21 protein-coding genes are annotated in these 17,854 nt (G+C 61.7%); 13 read left to right on the top strand and 8 right to left on the bottom strand.

Annotated features, from left to right (window positions below):
* Positions 1–126: 126 nt before the first annotated feature.
* The 5 genes from EKO19_RS18850 to EKO19_RS18830 all read left to right on the top strand — a co-directional run bounded on the left by EKO19_RS18850 (position 127) and on the right by EKO19_RS18830 (position 4,632).
* On the top strand, positions 127–741 hold the full coding sequence (locus EKO19_RS18850) for a porin family protein (RefSeq protein ID WP_129777992.1): 615 nt from the start codon (positions 127–129) through the stop codon (positions 739–741).
* A gap of 107 nt (positions 742–848) precedes the next feature.
* Positions 849–2,120, top strand: a complete 1,272-nt coding sequence (locus EKO19_RS18845; protein ID WP_129777991.1) for a sensor histidine kinase — start codon at positions 849–851, stop codon at positions 2,118–2,120.
* A 108-nt stretch (positions 2,121–2,228) separates the two neighbouring features.
* A complete protein-coding gene (locus EKO19_RS18840; RefSeq protein ID WP_157995329.1) occupies positions 2,229–3,173 on the top strand; it encodes a helix-turn-helix domain-containing protein in 945 nt (314 codons plus the stop codon).
* The gene (locus EKO19_RS18835; RefSeq protein ID WP_175597107.1) at positions 3,170–4,003 is read left to right on the top strand and encodes a hypothetical protein; all 834 of its coding nucleotides are present in this window, start codon (positions 3,170–3,172) and stop codon (positions 4,001–4,003) included. The genes EKO19_RS18840 and EKO19_RS18835 overlap by 4 nt, the downstream gene beginning before the upstream one ends.
* A gap of 53 nt (positions 4,004–4,056) precedes the next feature.
* Positions 4,057–4,632 (top strand): DUF4136 domain-containing protein, encoded by a 576-nt coding sequence (locus tag EKO19_RS18830; RefSeq protein ID WP_129777988.1) that lies wholly within the window; start codon positions 4,057–4,059, stop codon positions 4,630–4,632.
* A 9-nt stretch (positions 4,633–4,641) separates the two neighbouring features.
* Here EKO19_RS18830 and EKO19_RS18825 read toward each other — a convergent pair whose 3' ends face one another.
* Both EKO19_RS18825 and EKO19_RS18820 read right to left on the bottom strand, forming a co-directional pair.
* Entirely contained in the window at positions 4,642–4,992 is a 351-nt protein-coding gene (locus EKO19_RS18825; RefSeq protein ID WP_246038933.1) for a response regulator, read from the bottom strand.
* A gap of 177 nt (positions 4,993–5,169) precedes the next feature.
* On the bottom strand, positions 5,170–5,829 hold the full coding sequence (locus tag EKO19_RS18820; protein ID WP_129777986.1) for an outer membrane beta-barrel protein: 660 nt from the start codon (positions 5,827–5,829) through the stop codon (positions 5,170–5,172).
* A gap of 256 nt (positions 5,830–6,085) precedes the next feature.
* Here EKO19_RS18820 and EKO19_RS18815 point away from each other — a divergent pair, with 256 nt between their 5' ends.
* On the top strand, positions 6,086–6,742 hold the full coding sequence (locus EKO19_RS18815) for a sterol desaturase family protein (RefSeq protein WP_217705449.1): 657 nt from the start codon (positions 6,086–6,088) through the stop codon (positions 6,740–6,742).
* Here EKO19_RS18815 and EKO19_RS18810 read toward each other — a convergent pair.
* From EKO19_RS18810 to EKO19_RS18790, 5 genes are all read right to left on the bottom strand, one after another.
* On the bottom strand, positions 6,739–7,170 hold the full coding sequence (locus tag EKO19_RS18810; RefSeq protein WP_217705448.1) for a cupin domain-containing protein: 432 nt from the start codon (positions 7,168–7,170) through the stop codon (positions 6,739–6,741). The genes EKO19_RS18815 and EKO19_RS18810 overlap by 4 nt on opposite strands.
* A gap of 50 nt (positions 7,171–7,220) precedes the next feature.
* Entirely contained in the window at positions 7,221–7,406 is a 186-nt protein-coding gene (locus EKO19_RS18805; RefSeq protein WP_129777985.1) for a hypothetical protein, read from the bottom strand.
* A 14-nt stretch (positions 7,407–7,420) separates the two neighbouring features.
* Positions 7,421–8,371 (bottom strand): hypothetical protein, encoded by a 951-nt coding sequence (locus EKO19_RS18800; protein WP_129777984.1) that lies wholly within the window; start codon positions 8,369–8,371, stop codon positions 7,421–7,423.
* A 33-nt stretch (positions 8,372–8,404) separates the two neighbouring features.
* Positions 8,405–8,779 (bottom strand): hypothetical protein, encoded by a 375-nt coding sequence (locus EKO19_RS18795; RefSeq protein ID WP_129777983.1) that lies wholly within the window; start codon positions 8,777–8,779, stop codon positions 8,405–8,407.
* Between the two features lie 167 nt (positions 8,780–8,946).
* Complete coding sequence (locus EKO19_RS18790) at positions 8,947–10,278, bottom strand: MFS transporter (protein ID WP_129777982.1); 1,332 nt, start codon at positions 10,276–10,278, stop codon at positions 8,947–8,949.
* Between the two features lie 111 nt (positions 10,279–10,389).
* On the opposite strand from EKO19_RS18790, the gene cyoA reads away from it, so the two are divergent.
* Genes cyoA through EKO19_RS18755 form a run of 7 tightly spaced genes read left to right on the top strand, consistent with a single transcriptional unit; the run spans position 10,390 to position 17,171 of the window.
* The gene (gene cyoA / locus EKO19_RS18785) at positions 10,390–11,541 is read left to right on the top strand and encodes a ubiquinol oxidase subunit II (protein WP_129777981.1); all 1,152 of its coding nucleotides are present in this window, start codon (positions 10,390–10,392) and stop codon (positions 11,539–11,541) included.
* 6 nt (positions 11,542–11,547) lie between these two features.
* Positions 11,548–13,557, top strand: coding sequence for a cytochrome o ubiquinol oxidase subunit I (gene cyoB, locus EKO19_RS18780; protein ID WP_129777980.1), 2,010 nt, complete (start codon positions 11,548–11,550; stop codon positions 13,555–13,557).
* A 4-nt stretch (positions 13,558–13,561) separates the two neighbouring features.
* Complete coding sequence (gene cyoC, locus EKO19_RS18775; RefSeq protein WP_129777979.1) at positions 13,562–14,194, top strand: cytochrome o ubiquinol oxidase subunit III; 633 nt, start codon at positions 13,562–13,564, stop codon at positions 14,192–14,194.
* Positions 14,191–14,571 (top strand): cytochrome o ubiquinol oxidase subunit IV, encoded by a 381-nt coding sequence (gene cyoD / locus EKO19_RS18770; RefSeq protein WP_129777978.1) that lies wholly within the window; start codon positions 14,191–14,193, stop codon positions 14,569–14,571. Before cyoC ends, cyoD begins: the two co-directional genes overlap by 4 nt.
* The gene (locus EKO19_RS18765) at positions 14,568–15,317 is read left to right on the top strand and encodes an SURF1 family protein (RefSeq protein WP_246038913.1); all 750 of its coding nucleotides are present in this window, start codon (positions 14,568–14,570) and stop codon (positions 15,315–15,317) included. The genes cyoD and EKO19_RS18765 overlap by 4 nt, the downstream gene beginning before the upstream one ends.
* Positions 15,314–16,630 carry an ATP-binding protein gene (locus EKO19_RS18760; RefSeq protein WP_217705447.1) on the top strand — a complete coding sequence of 439 codons (1,317 nt, stop codon included), beginning with the start codon at positions 15,314–15,316 and terminating at the stop codon, positions 16,628–16,630. The genes EKO19_RS18765 and EKO19_RS18760 overlap by 4 nt, the downstream gene beginning before the upstream one ends.
* Positions 16,623–17,171: a response regulator transcription factor gene (locus tag EKO19_RS18755; protein ID WP_246038912.1), complete on the top strand. Its 549-nt coding sequence runs from the start codon at positions 16,623–16,625 to the stop codon at positions 17,169–17,171. Before EKO19_RS18760 ends, EKO19_RS18755 begins: the two co-directional genes overlap by 8 nt.
* On the opposite strand, the gene EKO19_RS18750 is transcribed toward EKO19_RS18755, so the two are convergent.
* Positions 17,164–17,799 carry a TetR family transcriptional regulator gene (locus tag EKO19_RS18750; protein WP_129777976.1) on the bottom strand — a complete coding sequence of 212 codons (636 nt, stop codon included), beginning with the start codon at positions 17,797–17,799 and terminating at the stop codon, positions 17,164–17,166. The genes EKO19_RS18755 and EKO19_RS18750 overlap by 8 nt on opposite strands.
* Between the last annotated feature and the right edge of the window lie 55 nt (positions 17,800–17,854).

The raw sequence follows: 17,854 nt of genomic DNA, 5'->3' as shown, positions 1-17,854 counted from the left end.
TGATACGTGCAACGGGAATTCGCGGCACTTTCGAACTTGTGTGTGGCCAGTGCCCGCGTTACTGACTCGTACGCGAAGGGCGGGACGCAACATCTTTCGCTCGGCAGAAAAATCAGGAGCACCTCCATGCGCACGTCGATTTTGCGTTCATTGCCATACGTCTGCGCAGTGCTCGTGGCGGCGTCCTTCGCCGGGCGGGCCTCGGCGGATGAGAACCCTTCCGGTCCGTACGTCGGCGCCGGCTACGGTCAGTTCAACGTCGAGATCGAGAACATACCGGAGGTCACCGATGTGGTCGGCAACATCGATACCGACGACTCGGCGTGGAAGGCGTTCTTCGGCTGGCGCTTCAACAAGTTTCTTTCGCTCGAGGCCGACTATATCGACCTCGGCAATCCGCGCGGCAATTTCAACGCGGCGGGATCGGATGGCAACTATTCTCTGGAGCTGTCCGGCTTCGGCGCTTACGTCATCGGAACGTTGCCCATCACCATTTTCGAGCTGTCCGCGAAGGCCGGCTATTACTGGAACGACGTGAAGTTGAACGCCAATTTCAACAACGCCGGGACCAGCGAGCCGATCGTGCGCTCGAAAAACAGCGGCGAGGCATGGACGTATGGCGTCGGGGCGGGTGTCACGGTGATCGATCACCTCAACTTCCTGCTGGAGTACGAGTACATGGATCTGGAAAATCTGAAGGATCCTTATACGTTGTGGCTTTCGGCTGCATGGCGCTTTTAGAAACATTGGTTATTGCTTGAAATATTTGCTGTTTCAGAGTAAATCATTCGCGCGGGGGATGTCGCGGGCGGCATAGGGGGCGGTTCGAGTCTTCCGGATGTGAACCTATGGCCATCGATTTCCAGGGATGGGCGCTGTGCTCGGGATGTTTGCTGATCCTCGCGTGCAGCTCGTCGGTGTTCGCTCATCGGTTGCGCCGAAGCCGGTTGGCTTTGACGCGTGCACAGGCGCGACTGCGTGCGCGGACGGAACGGCACAAACTGACATTACGCGCCTGTAATGATGTGATCCTGTGTTGGAACGTCCGCAGCGGCCGGGTCCGTTGCAGTGCCAACGGCCAGCGCTACTTCGGCACCCCGCCCAGGCCCACAGATGCCTGGCGGCTGTTACAACGATGTGTGGATGAGCAGGACCGCGAGCGGGTTCGGCGCGAGCTGCAACGTTTCCTCGCGGGGAACGGTGACGTCTGGGAGAACGAATTCACGCTGCAGGGGCCGGACAGCGCGCGCGTCCCGGTCCGAGTCAGAGGCGTTCTGGTCCGGGAGCCTTCCGGCGAACCTCGCAAGATGGTGGTCGCGTTGAGCGACATGACCGATGCATGGGCGGCTCGAGACGCTGCCAGAGCCCTGGCGCGAGCAGCCCGGCTGGCCACCATAGGGGAGGTCACCGCGGGCATCACTCACGAAGTGACGCAGCCGCTGGGCGCGATTCTCAACAATGCCGAGACCGGATTGTTCTTGCTGCAGAAGAAACGACCGCCGCTCGCAACGATTCGAACCATTCTGGAGGACATTCGCAACGACGACCTCCGGGCCAGCCAGGTGGTGCGTCGTACCCGCGCGCTGCTGCAGAACCGGGAGATGGTTCGCGAGCCGGTGAATTTGAACGCAGTGCTCGCCGAAGCGGTGGACCTGCTGTGGATGCAGGCCCGGCGCAGAGGGATCAAACTGAGCCTCTTGCCAGGCGACATTCCCTCGATCAGCGCGGACCCGGTGCATCTTCAGCAGGTGATCATCAATCTGATCGGCAATGCGCTGGATGCCACTGAGGTGGACGTGACCGGAGCCAGGCGTGTCGACGTGCTCAGCGATCACGTGGACGGCCGTGTGCGCGTGTCGGTGCGCGACAGCGGCTGTGGGATTGCACCGGAACACCTCGAAACCATTTTCGAATCGTTTCATAGCGGCAAGGCCAACGGTCTCGGGCTCGGGCTGTCGATCGCCCGCGCCATCGTGAAGGCGCATGGCGGACGCATCTTTGCCGAGAACAATCTGCATGGCCCGGGAGCGACGGTGTGCTTCGAAATCCCGGAACCGGTGGATGCATCGACACCGCTCTTCTCGTCCCCGACGCTGCTGGTCCGCCAGGCGGCCGACTGATCCGTAGTAAGGGTACCTACGCGCTCACTCGAACCGGTTCTCGCGCGGTCGGCGTCCGCGCTACCTATGTGCTTTACAACACGGATCGAAGTAACGCACCGAGGCGCCATGGCTACCACTGCATCGACGCTGATTCACGCCCACGGCCTGGATGAGACCTGCGAGCAGCTCGCACCCTTTATAAACATTCGCTACGTGCAACTGGAACGAGGCATGGCCTGCGCGCGTGGCGCTGTCGCGCGAATGGAGCAGTTGACGGTCGGTTACCTGGGAGCGGATCGTCACAAAGTCGAATGGCTCGATGTGCCACGCGGTCAAATGATTTTTCTCGTCCCGATGCATGGCCGCGCGCGATTGGGCACGACCGGTGTCGAGCCAGGGCAGGCGATCATCGCGCACGGTCCGGCGCAGCTGGTCGTCTGCACCGAGCGCGAGTATCAATCGTTCTTTGTGTCGATACCGGACCGGAGTGTCGGCACGCGCTGCACTGGTGCCAGGCTGCTGCAGGCGTCGACCGCGAGACTGGGAACATTCGAGGCCTGTGCTCACCGAGCGATCGATACAAATGTTGCAGCCAACACACTGCTGGACGTGTGCGACACCTGGCTGCGCGAGGAGCCAGGCGATGATTTGACGTCGCCCGCGTCGACGGCCCGGTGCCAGGCTGCCGTGAGGGCACGGCAATACATCGACGAGCATCTGGATTGTGCCTTGACGCTCGCGAGCGTGTGTCAAGCGAGCTACGCGAGCCCGAGAGCGCTGGAGTATGGGTTCCGGGAGATCTACGGCGTCTCGCCCATCGCATACATCCGCTGCGCACGACTGTCACGCGTGCGGGGTGAGTTGTACTTCTCGCCGCACTCGATCGGCAAGATCACCCAGCTCGCGATGAAGTGGGGTTTCTGGCACCTGAGTCAGTTCTCCAAGGATTATTACGATCTATTCGGTGAGCTGCCGTCGATCACGCTGGGCCGGGCCAGCGGTCGCATCGATAGAACCGGTTGCGATTGCGTGGCGAGCGCGCCGCCGATCGCCGTGGCGGAGGGGCTGTGAAGGCGCTGATCGTGACGCTGCTGCTTGCGGCAATGGGAGTGAGTGTCGGCAGAGAGGTCTCTGAGACCAGCACTGAGAGGTTCATGATCCGCCCGCGGGCGCCCTCGGCGGAGCGGCGTTTCCTCCAGGTCGTCGTGATGCGAGAGGTGGCCATCAACAATGCGCTCGGACCGATCCTCGAAGACGCGTGCACCAAGATCACCCTCGAGTTCGCCGTACCCGAAGACGCTTCCTATCCGCGCGACGCGGCTGCCTACGATCCGTCACGCCACACCTTGACGTTTCGTCGACAGTTGCTCGGCTGGGTGGGCCACGGCGTGCAATCGTGGGCGAGAGCGTACTGGCCCTATTACAAGAATGACGACATGCGGGCCTTGCTGCCGGTGATCGAAGTCATCGACGATGCATTGTGGATGACTCATCTGCAGGAGGCCGCTCATCGCAAGGGACTCACGTGGCCACATCAGGAGTGCGCGTCGCTGGACATTCAGAAGCGGCTGGGCTGCGAGATGCTGGTCTCGGGCGCGTGGTCGTCGCGCCGTCCTGCACAGCCCATGTTCAATACCAATCGGGTCGACATGTTCTGGCCGGACAACCTGGAGGAGTTGCGTGCGCGCGGCTGGCGTCAGGGCGATGCAGTCTATCGAGACGTACAGCAACTGGGCGGGTCGATGCTGATGCGTCCGCTCATTGCGGAGTTCGGCGTGCCGCGCGTCCTTCAGTACATAGCGCAGACGCCTTTCCATATCGAGGACGACAACGTGCACGCTTCGGTGCTGCATTACCAGGAGCAGGCGAGGCGGGCGCTGGCGGCGAATGCGATTAATTGATAGCTCGCCGGCCGACCCGATCCGATGATCCGGGATTCACAACGAGGCCATCCATGAACGCGGTAAAGTCAATCGCAACAGGCACGCTGTCCCTCATGGTGGCGCTGCTCGCCGCCTGTGCCAGCAAGCCGACCATCCGCTCCAATGTCGATCCAACGGCGGACTTCTCCAGATTTCAAACCTATGGCTATTTCGACGAAGTGACCGGTCGCAAGTCGCCGTACGATTCGTTCGCGACAACCTATATCAAGAACGCGATCGATCACGAGATGCAGTTGCGCGGCTTCGAGAAGAGCAAGAATCCGCAACTGCTGGTCAACACCCACGTACAGACCAAGGACAAGGTGCAGGTCACTGAAACGCCCTATGGCGGGGGTTACTACGGCTATCGATATGGAATGTATGGCTGGGGCGCCGGTGTCTCCACCACGGTGGACAACTACACCGAAGGCACGCTCAACGTGGATGTCGTCGACGTTGCTTCCAAGAAGCTGTTGTGGGAAGGCATCGCGGTCGGTCGTATCCACGACAAGGCGCGCGACAATCCGCAGCCGGCCGTCAACGAAGTCGTCAGCCAGATCTTCGAGAAGTTCCCGAAGCAGCCCGCGGGCGCGCCGCCCAAATCCTGAGGCGCTCGCTCAGGGACGCAACACGGTTTCGATGGCGTCGAGGATCTGAGCCGTGGGGCAGGGCTTGGTCAGCACGGCCGCGAACAATTGCATCTTCTCGTCCCACGTCGGTGGCGTTGCGGTCAGTGCGACGATGGGAATGTGCTCGAGCGCGGGTTGCGCCTTGATGTGACGAGCTGCGTCGAGCCCGCTGCCCTGATGCAGATGCAAGTCCATCAATATCACATCCGGCGTGAGCTGCGCGGCCTGCCGGACCGCATCGGTCTCGCTGGTCGCCGCAAACGCCGAATAGCCGCGAGCTGTCAAGAGACGCAGCGCGCTGGCACGCGTACTGCGATCGTCGTCCACGACGAGTATCACACGACTCAAAGTCCCACCTGGCACGTTGCTATTGCTGTTCACGACGAAGGACCGACGCGAACTCTACGTTCAGGCTTGCCCGTGGGACTGGGACGCCGTTCAGTTTTCCACATCGCGAGGGCGCCTGAAGCGCTGGCCATGTGACGCGGATCAATATGGCCGATTTGTCGGTATCGATCAGAACATGAAGGCCATGCCCAGCCGGAACTGGTCGAAGTCCGGCGTGCTGCTCGCCTTGGAGTAATCGAGCCAATGTTTCTCGTAGACCAGCCGTAGCGCGTAGCTCTTGTTGATGTCCCAGCGCACGCCGGCGCCTACCTGGTAGGTGAACTCGTCGAACGACTTGGTGCTCTGGTACGGCGTGCAGATGTAACCCCACCAGGGATCCCACCAGCAGCCGACCTGGACCCGGCTGTTGGGAATATTGGTGTCGACGAACGCCCAGCCCATGCCGACATTGAGGAAGGGCGTCAACGGACCTTTGAGGATGTTGTAGTTCAACACCACTTTCGGCACGAACGTTTCGATGTCGCCGCTGACCTTGGCCGAGACGCCGGGAAACGTGCCCGACTGGAAGTTGGCGTCGTAGCTCACGTTGGACCAGTCGATGGCGGCCTGCAGATCCAGATGTTCGTTGAAGCGCCAGCCCCACCACAGCGTGGCGCCGAGGTCGTCGTTCAAGTCGACGGTCGAGCCGCCGTCGAACTTGACCTTCTGGCTCAGCTGATAGACCACATCGAATCCGAATTCCTGTCCCGGCGGGCGGGTCTCCTGGGCGTACGCGGACCACGGCAGGCTGGCAGCAGCAAAAATCCCCGAGACGATCAAAGCGCGCATGACAGGCCTCCTGATGACTTCCGGCCTATATGACGATCAGTTGTCGATGCTCGCCATCCGTAGCGCGGGCCGGGGCGAGGTCACTTCCCGCTGATGGAGCGTCTGCGCCACGCGCCACGCTCTCGGTGTTACGCCGACAACGCGACGAAACAAGCGCGCCAGATGCGCACGGCAGAAGTCGTGTGCGAGACGCGTGTCGCAGATCCCCGGCGTCGTGGATCGCTAATCAACACTACTGTCGATTAAGATTCCGGCCATGGAGACGCTGGCGACGCTGCGAAGCTTGGTAGTGGACGACCCGATCGGGCGCTTTCTGGCGATGTTCCTGATCGTCGTGTTCATGGCAACCCTGTTTCAGGGCTATCTGCGGGCACGGAAGATCCAGCCCAATGGCTTCAAATGGCGCACGCTGCGCAACGAATTCTTCTTTGCCGTGCTCAATGTCAGCGTGACGGCTTTCATCCTGACCACGTTGACCGCGTTTTTGACCAGGCAGGGCTTCATTTCGTTCAAGACCGGCCCGGTGCAGTGGTGGGTGGTCGCGCTGGAGTACGCGTTCTATTTCTTCGCGTTCGACACCTACTTCTATTGGCTGCATCGTTGGATGCACAACGAGCCGGTGTACACCTGGGTCCACAAGATCCATCACGAATCGACCTCGCCGAACCTGCTCACGACCCTGTCGGTGGGCCCGCTCGAGTCCGTCATCAACGGCGGTTTCGTCCCTTTGTTCACCGCGACCTTTCACGATCAGCACCACAAGTATTTCAAATGGAACTTCGGCGGCTACACGACGATCTGGGATTTTCTGTGCGGCACGGTGCGACCGAAGTATCTGTCTGACTTCGATCAGATCAAGGCGCGCGCGTCCGGCGCAGGCACGGCGGCGCCCGCGAACGCGTCGTCGGATTAACTTTTGGGAATCGCCTCGCCGGGCGGATTCGCGGCGAACCACTCGACGATGCCCGGCATCTGTTTTTCGAATCCGCCGGGGACATTGATGCTCATGAACCCGACGGGCTGGGTGCCACGATTCTGGAAATCATGGGCCGTGCCGCCGGGAATGAGAATGTAGGAACCACGCGCGGCCTGCGACCAGGCGCCGTCGAAGAACACGCTCAGCTGGCCCTCGATCACATAGTAAACATGATCTTCGGGATGCGAGTGCGCCCCAGGTCCCGTCGTGTTCGGCTCCAGCCACCACTCCGAGATCGAATATCTCGTATCCGTCTCGCCCAGATCCGCCTTGAACACGGCGCGCATCTTCCCCATCGGATAAACACGGCCCTGGCCGGGTGGCACGATGGCGGCGGAGCGCGGAGGTTTGTTGGCGTGATCCATCGAAGTCTCCAGCGCAGGCGGCATTCGCGCCTGGCTGGAGGACTATACGACTAAGCGAACTCCCGGGCGACCTCCGCCCAGCCGTGGACGTGTCGCATGCCGGGCGGTTGCGGACCGAACTGTGGACCGAACAGGTACAGGTTCGGCACGACGCTCCGCATGGCCTGCAACACGTCGATGCGATCGTCGATGAAGTGGGTGATGCCCAGCTCCCGGCCATGCACCGCCACGTTCATTCGCTAGTGGGCTGTCATTCCAGGATCGCGTCGATCGTGCTGGAGATCGCGCCCGAGTGGTCGGCTCTGATGATCTGGCGTTGCGCGCGCCAGGCATCCCGGATGGGCTCGGATGTGTCATCGAAGAAGCCGACATAGGTGTCGACTGTGTAGTGCACGCCGGGCCAGCCGGCGATCAGCCATACCGGACACCCGTCGAACAAGCCGGTGGCGCCCGTCGGGCCCAGCGGCAGATTGCAGGTTTGATTTTCGTAGGCGGCATATTCGAAGTACGCCGGTAACCAACCGGCCACGCTCGCCGGGGCGAGGGCGTTGGGAGCCTGCTTGCTGCCCACCAATGGCACCAGCGCCCGTTGTTGATAGTTCGTCGGCGCGTGTGTCTTGAGGTAGTAATAAAGGGGTTCGACTTCATCGAAGAAGGGCCCCTGGTAAGCGTCGATGGAGACGACATCGAGGTAGGACTTGTTGAGATCGCAGCCGTGATCCCGCATCCACTTGATTTCGTTCTCGCTGAAATTCACCCAGACACGGGTGGTGGCCGAAAGGTTGCGAACCGTTTGCGCGGCGGCCGCGACCTGCAGCTGCGTAGCGGTCATCGCGCCGTAATGAACTGAAGTGACACCGCAGGGATTCTGTGCCGCCCCAACGGCGTTCAAATACGGCTCATCGATCCACACTGCCGCGATCTTCGACCAGTCATAGTTGGCATTGGTCAACAGCTGCGTCAGGGCAGTGGGATCCTGATAGTAACCATCGATCTGCAGAATCGCCTTGCGCGACGGCTGCGGCAGCGACGGCCAGAACCACGCCAGATCGGTGTGTTCCTCCTCGATGTTGGCGGCCTGGTCGTTGCTACGCCACAGCGCCATTAGAAAGTTTCGAGGCTCGGCGGCCGCCGTCTGCCACGCCGAGTTTGCCAACAGGCCGATCAGGAGAAGACGCGATCCAGCGAAAGATGCGTTCACAGGCATGCCTCCATTGCTGCCGTTGAGTCTGCTTCAATCCAAAGCGACGGTCGTGACCTTGCAGTGAGGTTGGCTGGAGCCGCTCCACAGTTGCGTATCCACTGCGACGATGCGCACTAACGCTTGAGTGTGATACGCCGATAGCAGCAGGGCATAAGAGTTCTTGGCGGCAGCATTGGCGGCGGGGGTCGTGCCCTGATCGAACCAGAAAGCTACGCACCCGGCAGGCGGACTATCAACTTGAAAGACAATGTGGCCTTCGTAGTTGGTCAACAGGTAGGAATACAGTCGTGTGACACTTTTCACCACTTCGTACTCGGTACTGTGAGCATTGAGTGGCAACGCGGCCGTGGCGGTGATTCCGGCCAGCAGTGCGATTCGACGAAGCAAGGGTGCGATTGGTTTCATCCGTTGATTCCCCAAAAGTGGTTGACGCTGCCTTGACGAAGCAACCGAGGGGTTTGCCGCATCCTTGGCAGTTCCTGCACGCACCAGAGAATCGCAAGAGTCTCGCGAAGCTGTCAACGGATCATCGTGCTTCGAGATATTGAATCAGGGATTGGATGAACTGCGAGTTACCGGTCCTGCACCATCTGCCGGTTAACAAACAACGCCACGAGGGTGCCGATCGCGCCCGACAACAGATACGCGCCCGCGAAGCCGAGGCCGAAGCGACTCGACAGCACCAACGCGACCCACGGTGCGAAGCCGGCGCCGAACAGCCAGGCGAGATCGGACGTGATCGCGGAGCTGGTGTAGCGATAGTTCATCTGGAAGTTCGAAGCCACCGCGCCCGAGGCCTGGCCGAAGGAGAGGCCGAGCAGCAGGAAGCCGGAGATCATGAACACCACTTCGCCGATCTCGCCGGCGGCGAGCAATTGAGGAGCGAAGCCACTGAACGCTGCGATGGCCGCGGCGGTGGCGGCGAGGAGGGTACGACGTCCGATGCGATCGGCCAGCCAGCCGGAGGCGACGATGGCCGCGACACCGAACGCGGCGCCGACCGCTTCGATCATCAGAAAGCGCGCCGGACCCTCTTGCGTGAACAGGAACACCCACGACAGCGGGAACACGGTCACCATGTGAAACAACGCGAAGCTGGCGAGCGGCGCGAACGCGCCGACGACGATGTTCCAGCCGCCCTGACGCCAGGTATCCATGACGGGCTGCGGCTGCAGCTCCTGAGTCTCGAACGCCTTTGTATATTCCGGCGTGACGACGATACGAAGGCGCGCGAACAGCGCCACGACGTTGATGGCGAATGCGACGAAGAAGGGATAGCGCCAGCCCCAGCTCAGGAAATCCTCGGCCGACAGGTTCGCGATGATGTAAGCGAACAGCGTGCTCGCCACCATCAGGCCGAGCGGTGCGCCCAGTTGCGGAATCATCGCGTAGTAACCGCGACGTTTCTGAGGCGCATTCAATGCGAGCAACGAGGCCAGGCCGTCCCACGAGCCGCCGAGCGCCAGACCCTGACCAATGCGCAGGATGCCTAGAAAATAGGCCGAGGCGATGCCGATGTCCTGGTAGCTGGGAATGAAGGCGATGGCCACCGTCGAGGTGCCGAGCAGGAACAGCGCGATCGTGAGTTTCATGCCACGCCCGGCGACGCGGTCGATGGCGGTAAAAATTACTGTGCCGAACGGTCGAGCGACGAAGGCCAGCGAGAAGATCGCGAACGAGTACAAAGTACCCGTCAATGCATCCACGTAGGGAAAGATCAGCTTCGGAAACACCACCACCGAGGCGATGGCATAAACGAAGAAGTCGAAGAACTCCGACGTGCGACCAATGATGACACCGATAGCGATGTCGCCGGGCCGGACCTCGCCCGCATGCGCTTCATTCGTCCGCCGGGCATCGCGTTCCAGCGATGAGGTGGGCGCATGGGATTGCGCGGCGGTCATAGATCACTCCTGCGGAACATGGCCCCCTTTATAGCGCCGCGCGAAGTGCTGGACCATTGGGCAAAACGCCCAATGTCGCCGCGCAACCGGACAGCCTATCCTGCTCGCCCGATGAAGCCCTTGAGAATTGTCAAACTGCTGCCCCTGCTGGCGATCCTGTTGGGGTTGTCCGCTTGTGACATGGTCGTGCTGAACCCGGCCGGCGACGTGGCCGCTCAGCAGCGCGATTTGCTGGTCATGTCCACGTGGCTGATGCTGCTCATCATCATTCCTGTGATGGCGCTCACGGTCATTTTTGCCTGGCGCTATCGGCACAACAACCGCGAAGCCCGTTACGAGCCCGATTGGCATCACTCGATGCGCCTGGAGCTGATCATCTGGTCGGCGCCGCTGCTCATCATCATCTGTCTGGGCGCGCTCACCTGGCTCGGCACGCATCTGCTCGATCCGTATCGACCCATCGATCGGCTGTCGGCGGACAAGGAACTTCCCGCGGACACGCGCGCGTTGCAAGTGGAAGTCGTGGCACTCGACTGGAAGTGGCTCTTCATCTATCCCCAATACGGCGTGGCCACCGTCAATGAAATGGCGGTGCCGGTGAATCAGCCGCTGGCGTTGCGTATTACCGCCTCGTCGGTGATGAACGCGTTCTATGCCCCGCACCTGGCCGGCATGATCTACGCAATGCCCGGTATGGAGACCCGCTTGCACGGTGTCTTGAACGAAGCGGGCGAGTCGGAAGGAATTTCCGCCAATTACAGCGGCGCCGGCTTCTCGGGCATGAAATTCAAGCTGCGCGGCATGAGCGATACCGAATTTCAACGCTGGATCGCGACGGCACGCGCCGCCCAGCAATCGCTGACGCGCGATTCCTATCTGCAATTGGCGAAGCCGTCGGAGCGTGAGCCGGTGCGTTATTTCGCCACGGTCGACAACCAGCTCTATGACTCGATCGTCGGCATGTGCGTCGAGCGCGGCAAGATGTGCATGCATGACATGATGGCCATCGATGAGCGGGGCGGCTTGGGCAAGGCGGGTATTTACAATGTGGCCCGTCGCTCCAGCGATTCGCCTCGGGCCGTGTTCGGTTCCGACAACTCACACGTCATCGGCATCTGCGCGGCGCCGCTCGTGCGAGCGTTTGAAGATGACTTGCTCCCGCAGGTCGATCGCTCGCCGCTGCGAGGGGCGGGCTTGCCACGACCCACGCCCGGCCGGTCAGGTTCATTGCTCGCGGACATCGATTCGCTGAGCTCGCGGTAATTGACGATGCAGCACGCAGATTCGCCAGTTCTGGATCCGATCTTTGGCCGCTTGAGCCTCGCGGCCTTGCCGTTGCACGAGCCCATCGTGGTCGCGACGTTCGCTGCCGTGGCTATCGGCGGCATCGCGATGTTTGCCGCCGTCACTCGCTATCAGCTGTGGGGCTATCTGTGGCGCGAGTGGATCACCACGATCGACCACAAGCGCATCGGCATCATGTACATGATCCTCGGCATCGTCATGCTGCTGCGTGGTTTCGCCGACGCCGTGATGATGAGATTGCAGCAGGCAATGGCGTTCGGAGGCTCGGAGGGCTATCTCAACGCGCATCACTACGATCAGATTTTCACGGCGCACGGCGTGATCATGATCTTCTTCGTGGCCATGCCCCTGGTCACGGGATTGATGAACTACATCGTGCCGCTGCAGATCGGCGCGCGCGACGTCGCATTCCCATTTCTCAACAACTTCAGCTTCTGGATGACCACGGCCGGCGCGATCCTGGTCATGTTCTCGCTGTTCGTCGGTGAGTTCGCGCGCACCGGCTGGCTCGCGTATCCGCCGCTTTCGGGCATCCAATACAGTCCGGATGTAGGCGTCGATTACTACATATGGGCGCTGCAAATAGCCGGCGTGGGAACGTTGTTATCGGGCGTGAACCTGTTGGCCACCATCATCAAGATGCGGGCGCCCGGCATGACCTTGATGAAGATGCCGGTGTTCACCTGGACCTCGCTGTGCACGAACGTGCTGATCGTGGCCGCGTTCCCGGTGCTGACGGCGGTGCTGGTGCTGCTGTCGCTGGATCGTTACGTGGGGACCAACTTCTTCACCAACGACTTCGGCGGCAATCCGATGATGTATGTGAACCTCATCTGGATCTGGGGTCACCCCGAGGTGTACATCCTGATCCTGCCGCTGTTCGGCGTGTATTCCGAAGTCACCTCGACGTTCTGCGGCAAGAAGCTGTTCGGCTACAGCTCGATGGTGTACGCGACCGTCGTGATCACCATTCTTTCGTACATCGTATGGCTGCATCACTTCTTCACGATGGGCTCGGGGGCGAGCGTCAACTCGTTCTTCGGCATCACGACCATGATCATCTCGATTCCGACGGGGGCGAAGATATTCAATTGGCTGTTTACGATGTACCGGGGACGGATTCGGTTCGAGCTGCCGATGCTGTGGACCGTCGCGTTCATGCTCACGTTCGTGATCGGCGGCATGACGGGCGTGCTGCTGGCGGTGCCGCCGGCCGACTTCGTGCTCCACAACAGCCTGTTCCTGATCGCGCACTTCCACAACGTGATCATCGGTGGCGTGCTGTTCGGCCTGTTCGCCGGCATCAACTACTGGTTCCCGAAGGCGTTCGGTTTCAAGCTCGACCGGTTCTGGGGCCTGGTGTCGTTCTGGTTCTGGGTGATCGGCTTCTGGGTGGCGTTCACGCCGTTGTACGTGCTCGGCCTGATGGGCGTGACCCGTCGTCTGCGTTACTTCGAAGATCCGTCGCTGCAGATCTGGTTCCAGATCGCCGCGGTGGGCGCGGGGCTGATCGCCATCGGCATCGGCGCAATGCTGATCCAGTTCTACGTGAGCTTCCGCAAACGCAAGGAGCTGGCCGATACGACTGGCGATCCGTGGGATGGCCGCACGCTCGAGTGGTCTACGTCGTCGCCGCCGCCGGCTTATAACTTCGCGTTCACGCCCATCATTCACGATGGCGACGCCTGGTGGGACATGAAACAGCGCGGCTACCAGCGGCCGTTGGGTGGCTTTCGGGCGATTCTGATGCCGGCCAATACCGGTGCGGGGTTTGTTCTCGCGGTGTTGAGCACGGCGTTCGGCTTCGCGATGGTCTGGTACATGTGGTGGCTGGCGATCGCGAGCTTCATCGGCATCGTGGGCTTCACCATCTATCACACGTTCAACTACCAGCGGGATTTCCACTTGACCCTGGACGAAGTCGTCCGCGCCGAGGAAGAGCGCACCCGGTTGCTGGCCACGGTGCGGAGTTAATCGAATGGGACACGCACTGACTAGCGAACAAGCGGCCGATCGCACGCTGTTCCTGCAACTCGACGAGCACGATCACGAGGCCGGCGGCAGCACGCTGCTGGGCTTCTGGATCTATCTGATGAGCGACTGCCTCATCTTCGCCGTGCTGTTCGCCACCTACGGTGTGCTCGGTGGCAACTACGCGGCGGGGCCGGGGCCGAAGGATCTGTTCGATTTGTCGCTGGTCGCGCTCAACACGACGATGCTGCTGTTGTCCTCGATGACGTATGGCTTCGCCATGCTGTCCTCGTACCGGAAGAAAGTGGCGGCGACGCAGGTGTGGCTGCTCATCACCGGGTTGTTCGGCCTGGCGTTCCTGAGCATCGAGCTCTATGAGTTCGCGCACATGATTCATGAGGGCGCGACGCCTCAGCGCAGTGCCTTCCTGTCGGCGTTCTTCACGCTGGTCGGCACGCACGGCTTGCACGTGACGTTCGGCATCGTGTGGCTGGTCACGCTGATGTTCCAGATCGGCAGGCACGGCCTGACCAAGGCGAACGCGCGCCGGCTGGCGTGTCTGAGCCTGTTCTGGCACTTCCTGGACGTGATCTGGATCGGCGTCTTCACCTTCGTCTATCTGATGGGCATGCTGCGATGAGCGCTCACGACCACGCATCCGATCACGAGGCCGGCCTGGTCCACGGCGAAGAGCCGCACGGCACGCTGAAGGAGTATCTGACCGGGTTCATTCTCTCGGTCATTCTCACCGCGATTCCGTTCTACCTGCTGATGGGCGAGGTGTCCTGGAGCAAGCAGACGATCGCGCTCACGATCGTGGTGCTCGCGGCCGTGCAGATGGTCGTGCACATGGTCTATTTCCTCCACATGACGCCCAAGAGCGAGGACGGCTGGACGCTGACCTCGCTGGTCTTTACGCTGATCCTCGTCGTCATCACGCTCGCCGGTTCGCTATGGGTGATGTATCACATGGACACCAACATGATGCCCAAACACGAGGTCAGCCAGCCGCGTTGAGCTCTCGTGCGCCTTTGTCGCCGCTGAAGCTGGCGGCGGTATCGATCGCGGCGCTGGCCGGCATCGCGGTGCTGGTCAGCCTCGGCGTATGGCAGGTGCATCGGCTGGCCTGGAAACGCGACCTGATCGAGCGCGTCGAGCAGCGGGTCCATGCGGACCCCGTCGCGGCTCCCGGGCGCGGGCAGTGGCCCAACGTCAATCGGACCAACAGCGAATATCTGCGCGTGGCCGTCACAGGCCGTTACTTGAACGATCGAGAAACGCGGGTCCAGGCGGTTACCGAGCGGGGCGGTGGGTTTTGGGTGTTGACGCCGTTCGTCACCGACGCGGGCTACACCGTCCTGATCAATCGCGGCTTCGTGCCGCCGCCCCAGAAGGATCCCGCGACCCGGGCGCCAGGTCAGATTGAAGGCGAGACCCGCGTGATCGGGCTGCTGCGTTTGACCGAACAGGGTGGCGGGTACCTGCGCGCCAATGAGCCGGCGACCGACCGCTGGTTTTCACGGGACGTGGCGGCCATCGCGGCCAAACGGGGGATTGGCGACGTGGCACCGTACTTCATCGATGCCGAGGCGCTGGAGCCGGCGATCCCCGATGCGCCCATCGGCGGCCTCACCGTGATCGCATTTTCCAACAATCACCTGCAGTATGCGCTCACCTGGTTCGGGCTGGCGTTGATGTTGATTGCCGGCACGGGCCTGGTGCTCCGCCACGAGTGGCGCTTGCGTAGGCCGCAGACAACGTGAACTCAATTGCGCTGACCGAGCCGCAGGCTCCGTCTCATATCGATACCGCGAACCGGAAGAATCTGGCGTTGCTGATCCAGCTGCGCTGGATCGCGGTGCTGGGGCAGGTGGTCACCATCGCGGTCGTCCACTTCGGGTTGCGCATTCCCTTGCCGCTGGCCCCGATGGCGATGGTGCTGGGCGCGTTGCTGGCACTCAATGCGCTCAGTCACGTGTGGCTGCGTCAGCGTTTGCAGATCAGCAGCCAGGCGTTGTTCTCCGCGTTGTTGCTGGATGTCGCCGCGCTCACGGTGCAGCTGTATTTCAGCGGCGGCGCCACCAATCCGTTCACGGCGCTCTATCTGTTACAGATTGCACTGGCGGCGGTGCTGTTGCCGGGCCGGGGGGCGTGGCTCATCGTCGTGGTGACCTGTGTCGCGTTCGTCGCGTTGATCGGTATCAATCAACCGCTGGCCGTGCAACCACCCACGAGCCTGTTGAGGCTGCACATCCTCGGCATGTTTGTTTGCTTCGTGCTGGGCGCGGTGCTGCTGGTCGTCTTCATCAGTCGCATGTCGCGGAATCTGCAGGAGCGCGATACGTACCTGGTCGAGCTGAAGCGTCGGGCGGCGGAGGAAGATCACATCGTGAGGCTCGGCCTGCTGGCGTCGGGTGCGGCTCACGAATTGGGTACGCCGCTGGCCTCGGTGTCCGTGATTCTGGGCGACTGGCGGCGCATGCCGGAGATCTCTCAACACCCCGAGATGCTCCAGGAGCTGCTCGAGATGCAGGCTGCGATCCGCCGGTGCAAGAGCATTCTGAGCGGCATTCTGATGTCGGCGGGCGAGGCTCGCGGCGAAGCGCCGGTGGTGACGTCGCTACATCGATTTCTCGATGAGATCGCCAGGGACTGGTCGGACGGCCGGCCCCACGGGACGCTTCAGTATCATGCGGGCAGCGGCGCGCTCGGCGAGGACGTGAAGATCGTGTCCGATCCGGCGATCAAGCAGGTGGTCACCAATCTGCTCGACAATGCGTTCGAGGTGTCGCCGGGCTGGATCCGATTGAACGCCGAGCGTCGCGGTGACATGCTGCGAATCGAAGTGCTCGATCTGGGGCCTGGATTCACGCCCGAGATGCTGGAGAACTTCGGCAAGCCCTATCACTCGACCAAGGATCGGCGCGGCGCCGGGCTGGGCCTGTTCCTGGTGGTCAACGTCATTCGTAAACTGGGCGGCAGTGTAGCCGCGCACAATCGCGAGCCGGGCGGCGCCACCGTGACGGTCGAGTTGCCGCTGGCGGCTTTGGCATACCGAGAGAAAGATCTTGGCTGAGATCGAGACCAGCGCGGAAAAACTGCTGTTGATCGTCGAGGACGACGAGACGCTGGCACGTACGTTGAAACGTTCGTTCGAGCGTCGGGAATACCGCGTGTTGACGGCGTCGAGTCACGACGAGATGGTCGAGCTGCTGAAGACGGAGTCGCCCGAGTTTGCGGTCGTCGACCTGAAGTTGAATGGGGCCTCCGGCCTCGCGTGCGTGCAGACGCTGCATGCGCATGATGAGGACATGAACATCGTCGTCCTTACCGGCTTCGCCAGCATCGCGACCGCCGTGGAGGCGATCAAGCTCGGCGCGCGGCATTACCTGGCCAAGCCGTCCAACACCGATGACATCGAAAAGGCTTTCGGCAAGACCGAGGGCGACACGGATGTGGAGCTCGGCACGCGACCCTCGACCATCAAGACGCTCGAGTGGGAGCGCATTCAACAGACGCTTGCCGATGCGGATTTCAACATTTCCGAAGCAGCCCGGCGGCTCGGCATTCACCGGCGCACGCTGGCGCGCAAACTGCTGAAGCGGCAGGTCAAGTAGTCCTGGTGAGGCTCTCGAGGTAGGCGCAGAACATATCCGCCATTGCGGCGGAGTAGGTCTTGATCTCGGCGGCGGTTCGCGGGCTTTCCGAAAAGCCTTTGCCGACTTCGCTGAGGGTGGTCTTGATCAAGTTGCCCGCCATGTCTCGGGTCGCAGCCGGCGCGTCGGGCAGCGCTTCCTTCATGAACGTTTCCATCGCGCGTTCTCCCGACGCCCGGGCTTCGCGTGCTTCGGGCGCGTCGCGATAGAGTGGGGCGGCGTCGTGGAGCGCGATACGCACTTTCGCTTCGTCGCATTCGGAACGGATGAAAACGTGCACCAGCGTGCGCAGGCGCTCGAGCGGGGGGTGTCGAGCATCCAGAAGAATGGATGCCAGCAGCTGCGTGGTCTGACGCCATTCGTCGCTCTGCAATCGAAACAGAATCGACGCCTTGTTCGGGAAGTATTGATACACCGACCCGACGCTGACCCCGGCTTTCTCGGCCACGCGTGCCGTAGTGAAACGGTGGGCACCTTGCTTTTCCAAAACCTGAATAGCCGCTTGCAGAATTGCCGCGACCAACTCGTTCGAGCGGGCCTGCTGGGGCTTTTTGCGCGAGGAAATCTGGTTTTTTCGACGGGTGGCCATGGCTGCCGGGAATGCGATTGGTAAACCTGACGAATTCGTCGCATTCTAGGTCGGG

The organism is Peristeroidobacter soli (assembly GCF_004138485.1).
Lineage (GTDB): Bacteria > Pseudomonadota > Gammaproteobacteria > Steroidobacterales > Steroidobacteraceae > Steroidobacter > Steroidobacter soli.
Note: the sequence above shows the minus strand (reverse complement) of the source record. Positions and strands in the feature narration are given on the sequence as shown.

Excerpts from the sequence above, each read along its gene's own strand:
- EKO19_RS18850 (WP_129777992.1), top strand. The coding sequence starts at position 127 with ATGCGCACGTCGATTTTGCGTTCATTGCCATACGTCTGCGCAGTGCTC.
- EKO19_RS18845 (WP_129777991.1), top strand. The coding sequence starts at position 849 with ATGGCCATCGATTTCCAGGGATGGGCGCTGTGCTCGGGATGTTTGCTG.
- EKO19_RS18840 (WP_157995329.1), top strand. The coding sequence starts at position 2,229 with ATGGCTACCACTGCATCGACGCTGATTCACGCCCACGGCCTGGATGAG.
- EKO19_RS18830 (WP_129777988.1), top strand. The coding sequence starts at position 4,057 with ATGAACGCGGTAAAGTCAATCGCAACAGGCACGCTGTCCCTCATGGTG.
- EKO19_RS18820 (WP_129777986.1), bottom strand. The coding sequence starts at position 5,829 with ATGCGCGCTTTGATCGTCTCGGGGATTTTTGCTGCTGCCAGCCTGCCG.
- EKO19_RS18815 (WP_217705449.1), top strand. The coding sequence starts at position 6,086 with ATGGAGACGCTGGCGACGCTGCGAAGCTTGGTAGTGGACGACCCGATC.
- EKO19_RS18810 (WP_217705448.1), bottom strand. The coding sequence starts at position 7,170 with ATGGATCACGCCAACAAACCTCCGCGCTCCGCCGCCATCGTGCCACCC.
- EKO19_RS18805 (WP_129777985.1), bottom strand. The coding sequence starts at position 7,406 with ATGAACGTGGCGGTGCATGGCCGGGAGCTGGGCATCACCCACTTCATC.
- EKO19_RS18795 (WP_129777983.1), bottom strand. The coding sequence starts at position 8,779 with ATGAAACCAATCGCACCCTTGCTTCGTCGAATCGCACTGCTGGCCGGA.
- EKO19_RS18790 (WP_129777982.1), bottom strand. The coding sequence starts at position 10,278 with ATGACCGCCGCGCAATCCCATGCGCCCACCTCATCGCTGGAACGCGAT.
- cyoA (WP_129777981.1), top strand. The coding sequence starts at position 10,390 with ATGAAGCCCTTGAGAATTGTCAAACTGCTGCCCCTGCTGGCGATCCTG.
- cyoB (WP_129777980.1), top strand. The coding sequence starts at position 11,548 with ATGCAGCACGCAGATTCGCCAGTTCTGGATCCGATCTTTGGCCGCTTG.
- cyoC (WP_129777979.1), top strand. The coding sequence starts at position 13,562 with ATGGGACACGCACTGACTAGCGAACAAGCGGCCGATCGCACGCTGTTC.
- cyoD (WP_129777978.1), top strand. The coding sequence starts at position 14,191 with ATGAGCGCTCACGACCACGCATCCGATCACGAGGCCGGCCTGGTCCAC.
- EKO19_RS18750 (WP_129777976.1), bottom strand. The coding sequence starts at position 17,799 with ATGGCCACCCGTCGAAAAAACCAGATTTCCTCGCGCAAAAAGCCCCAG.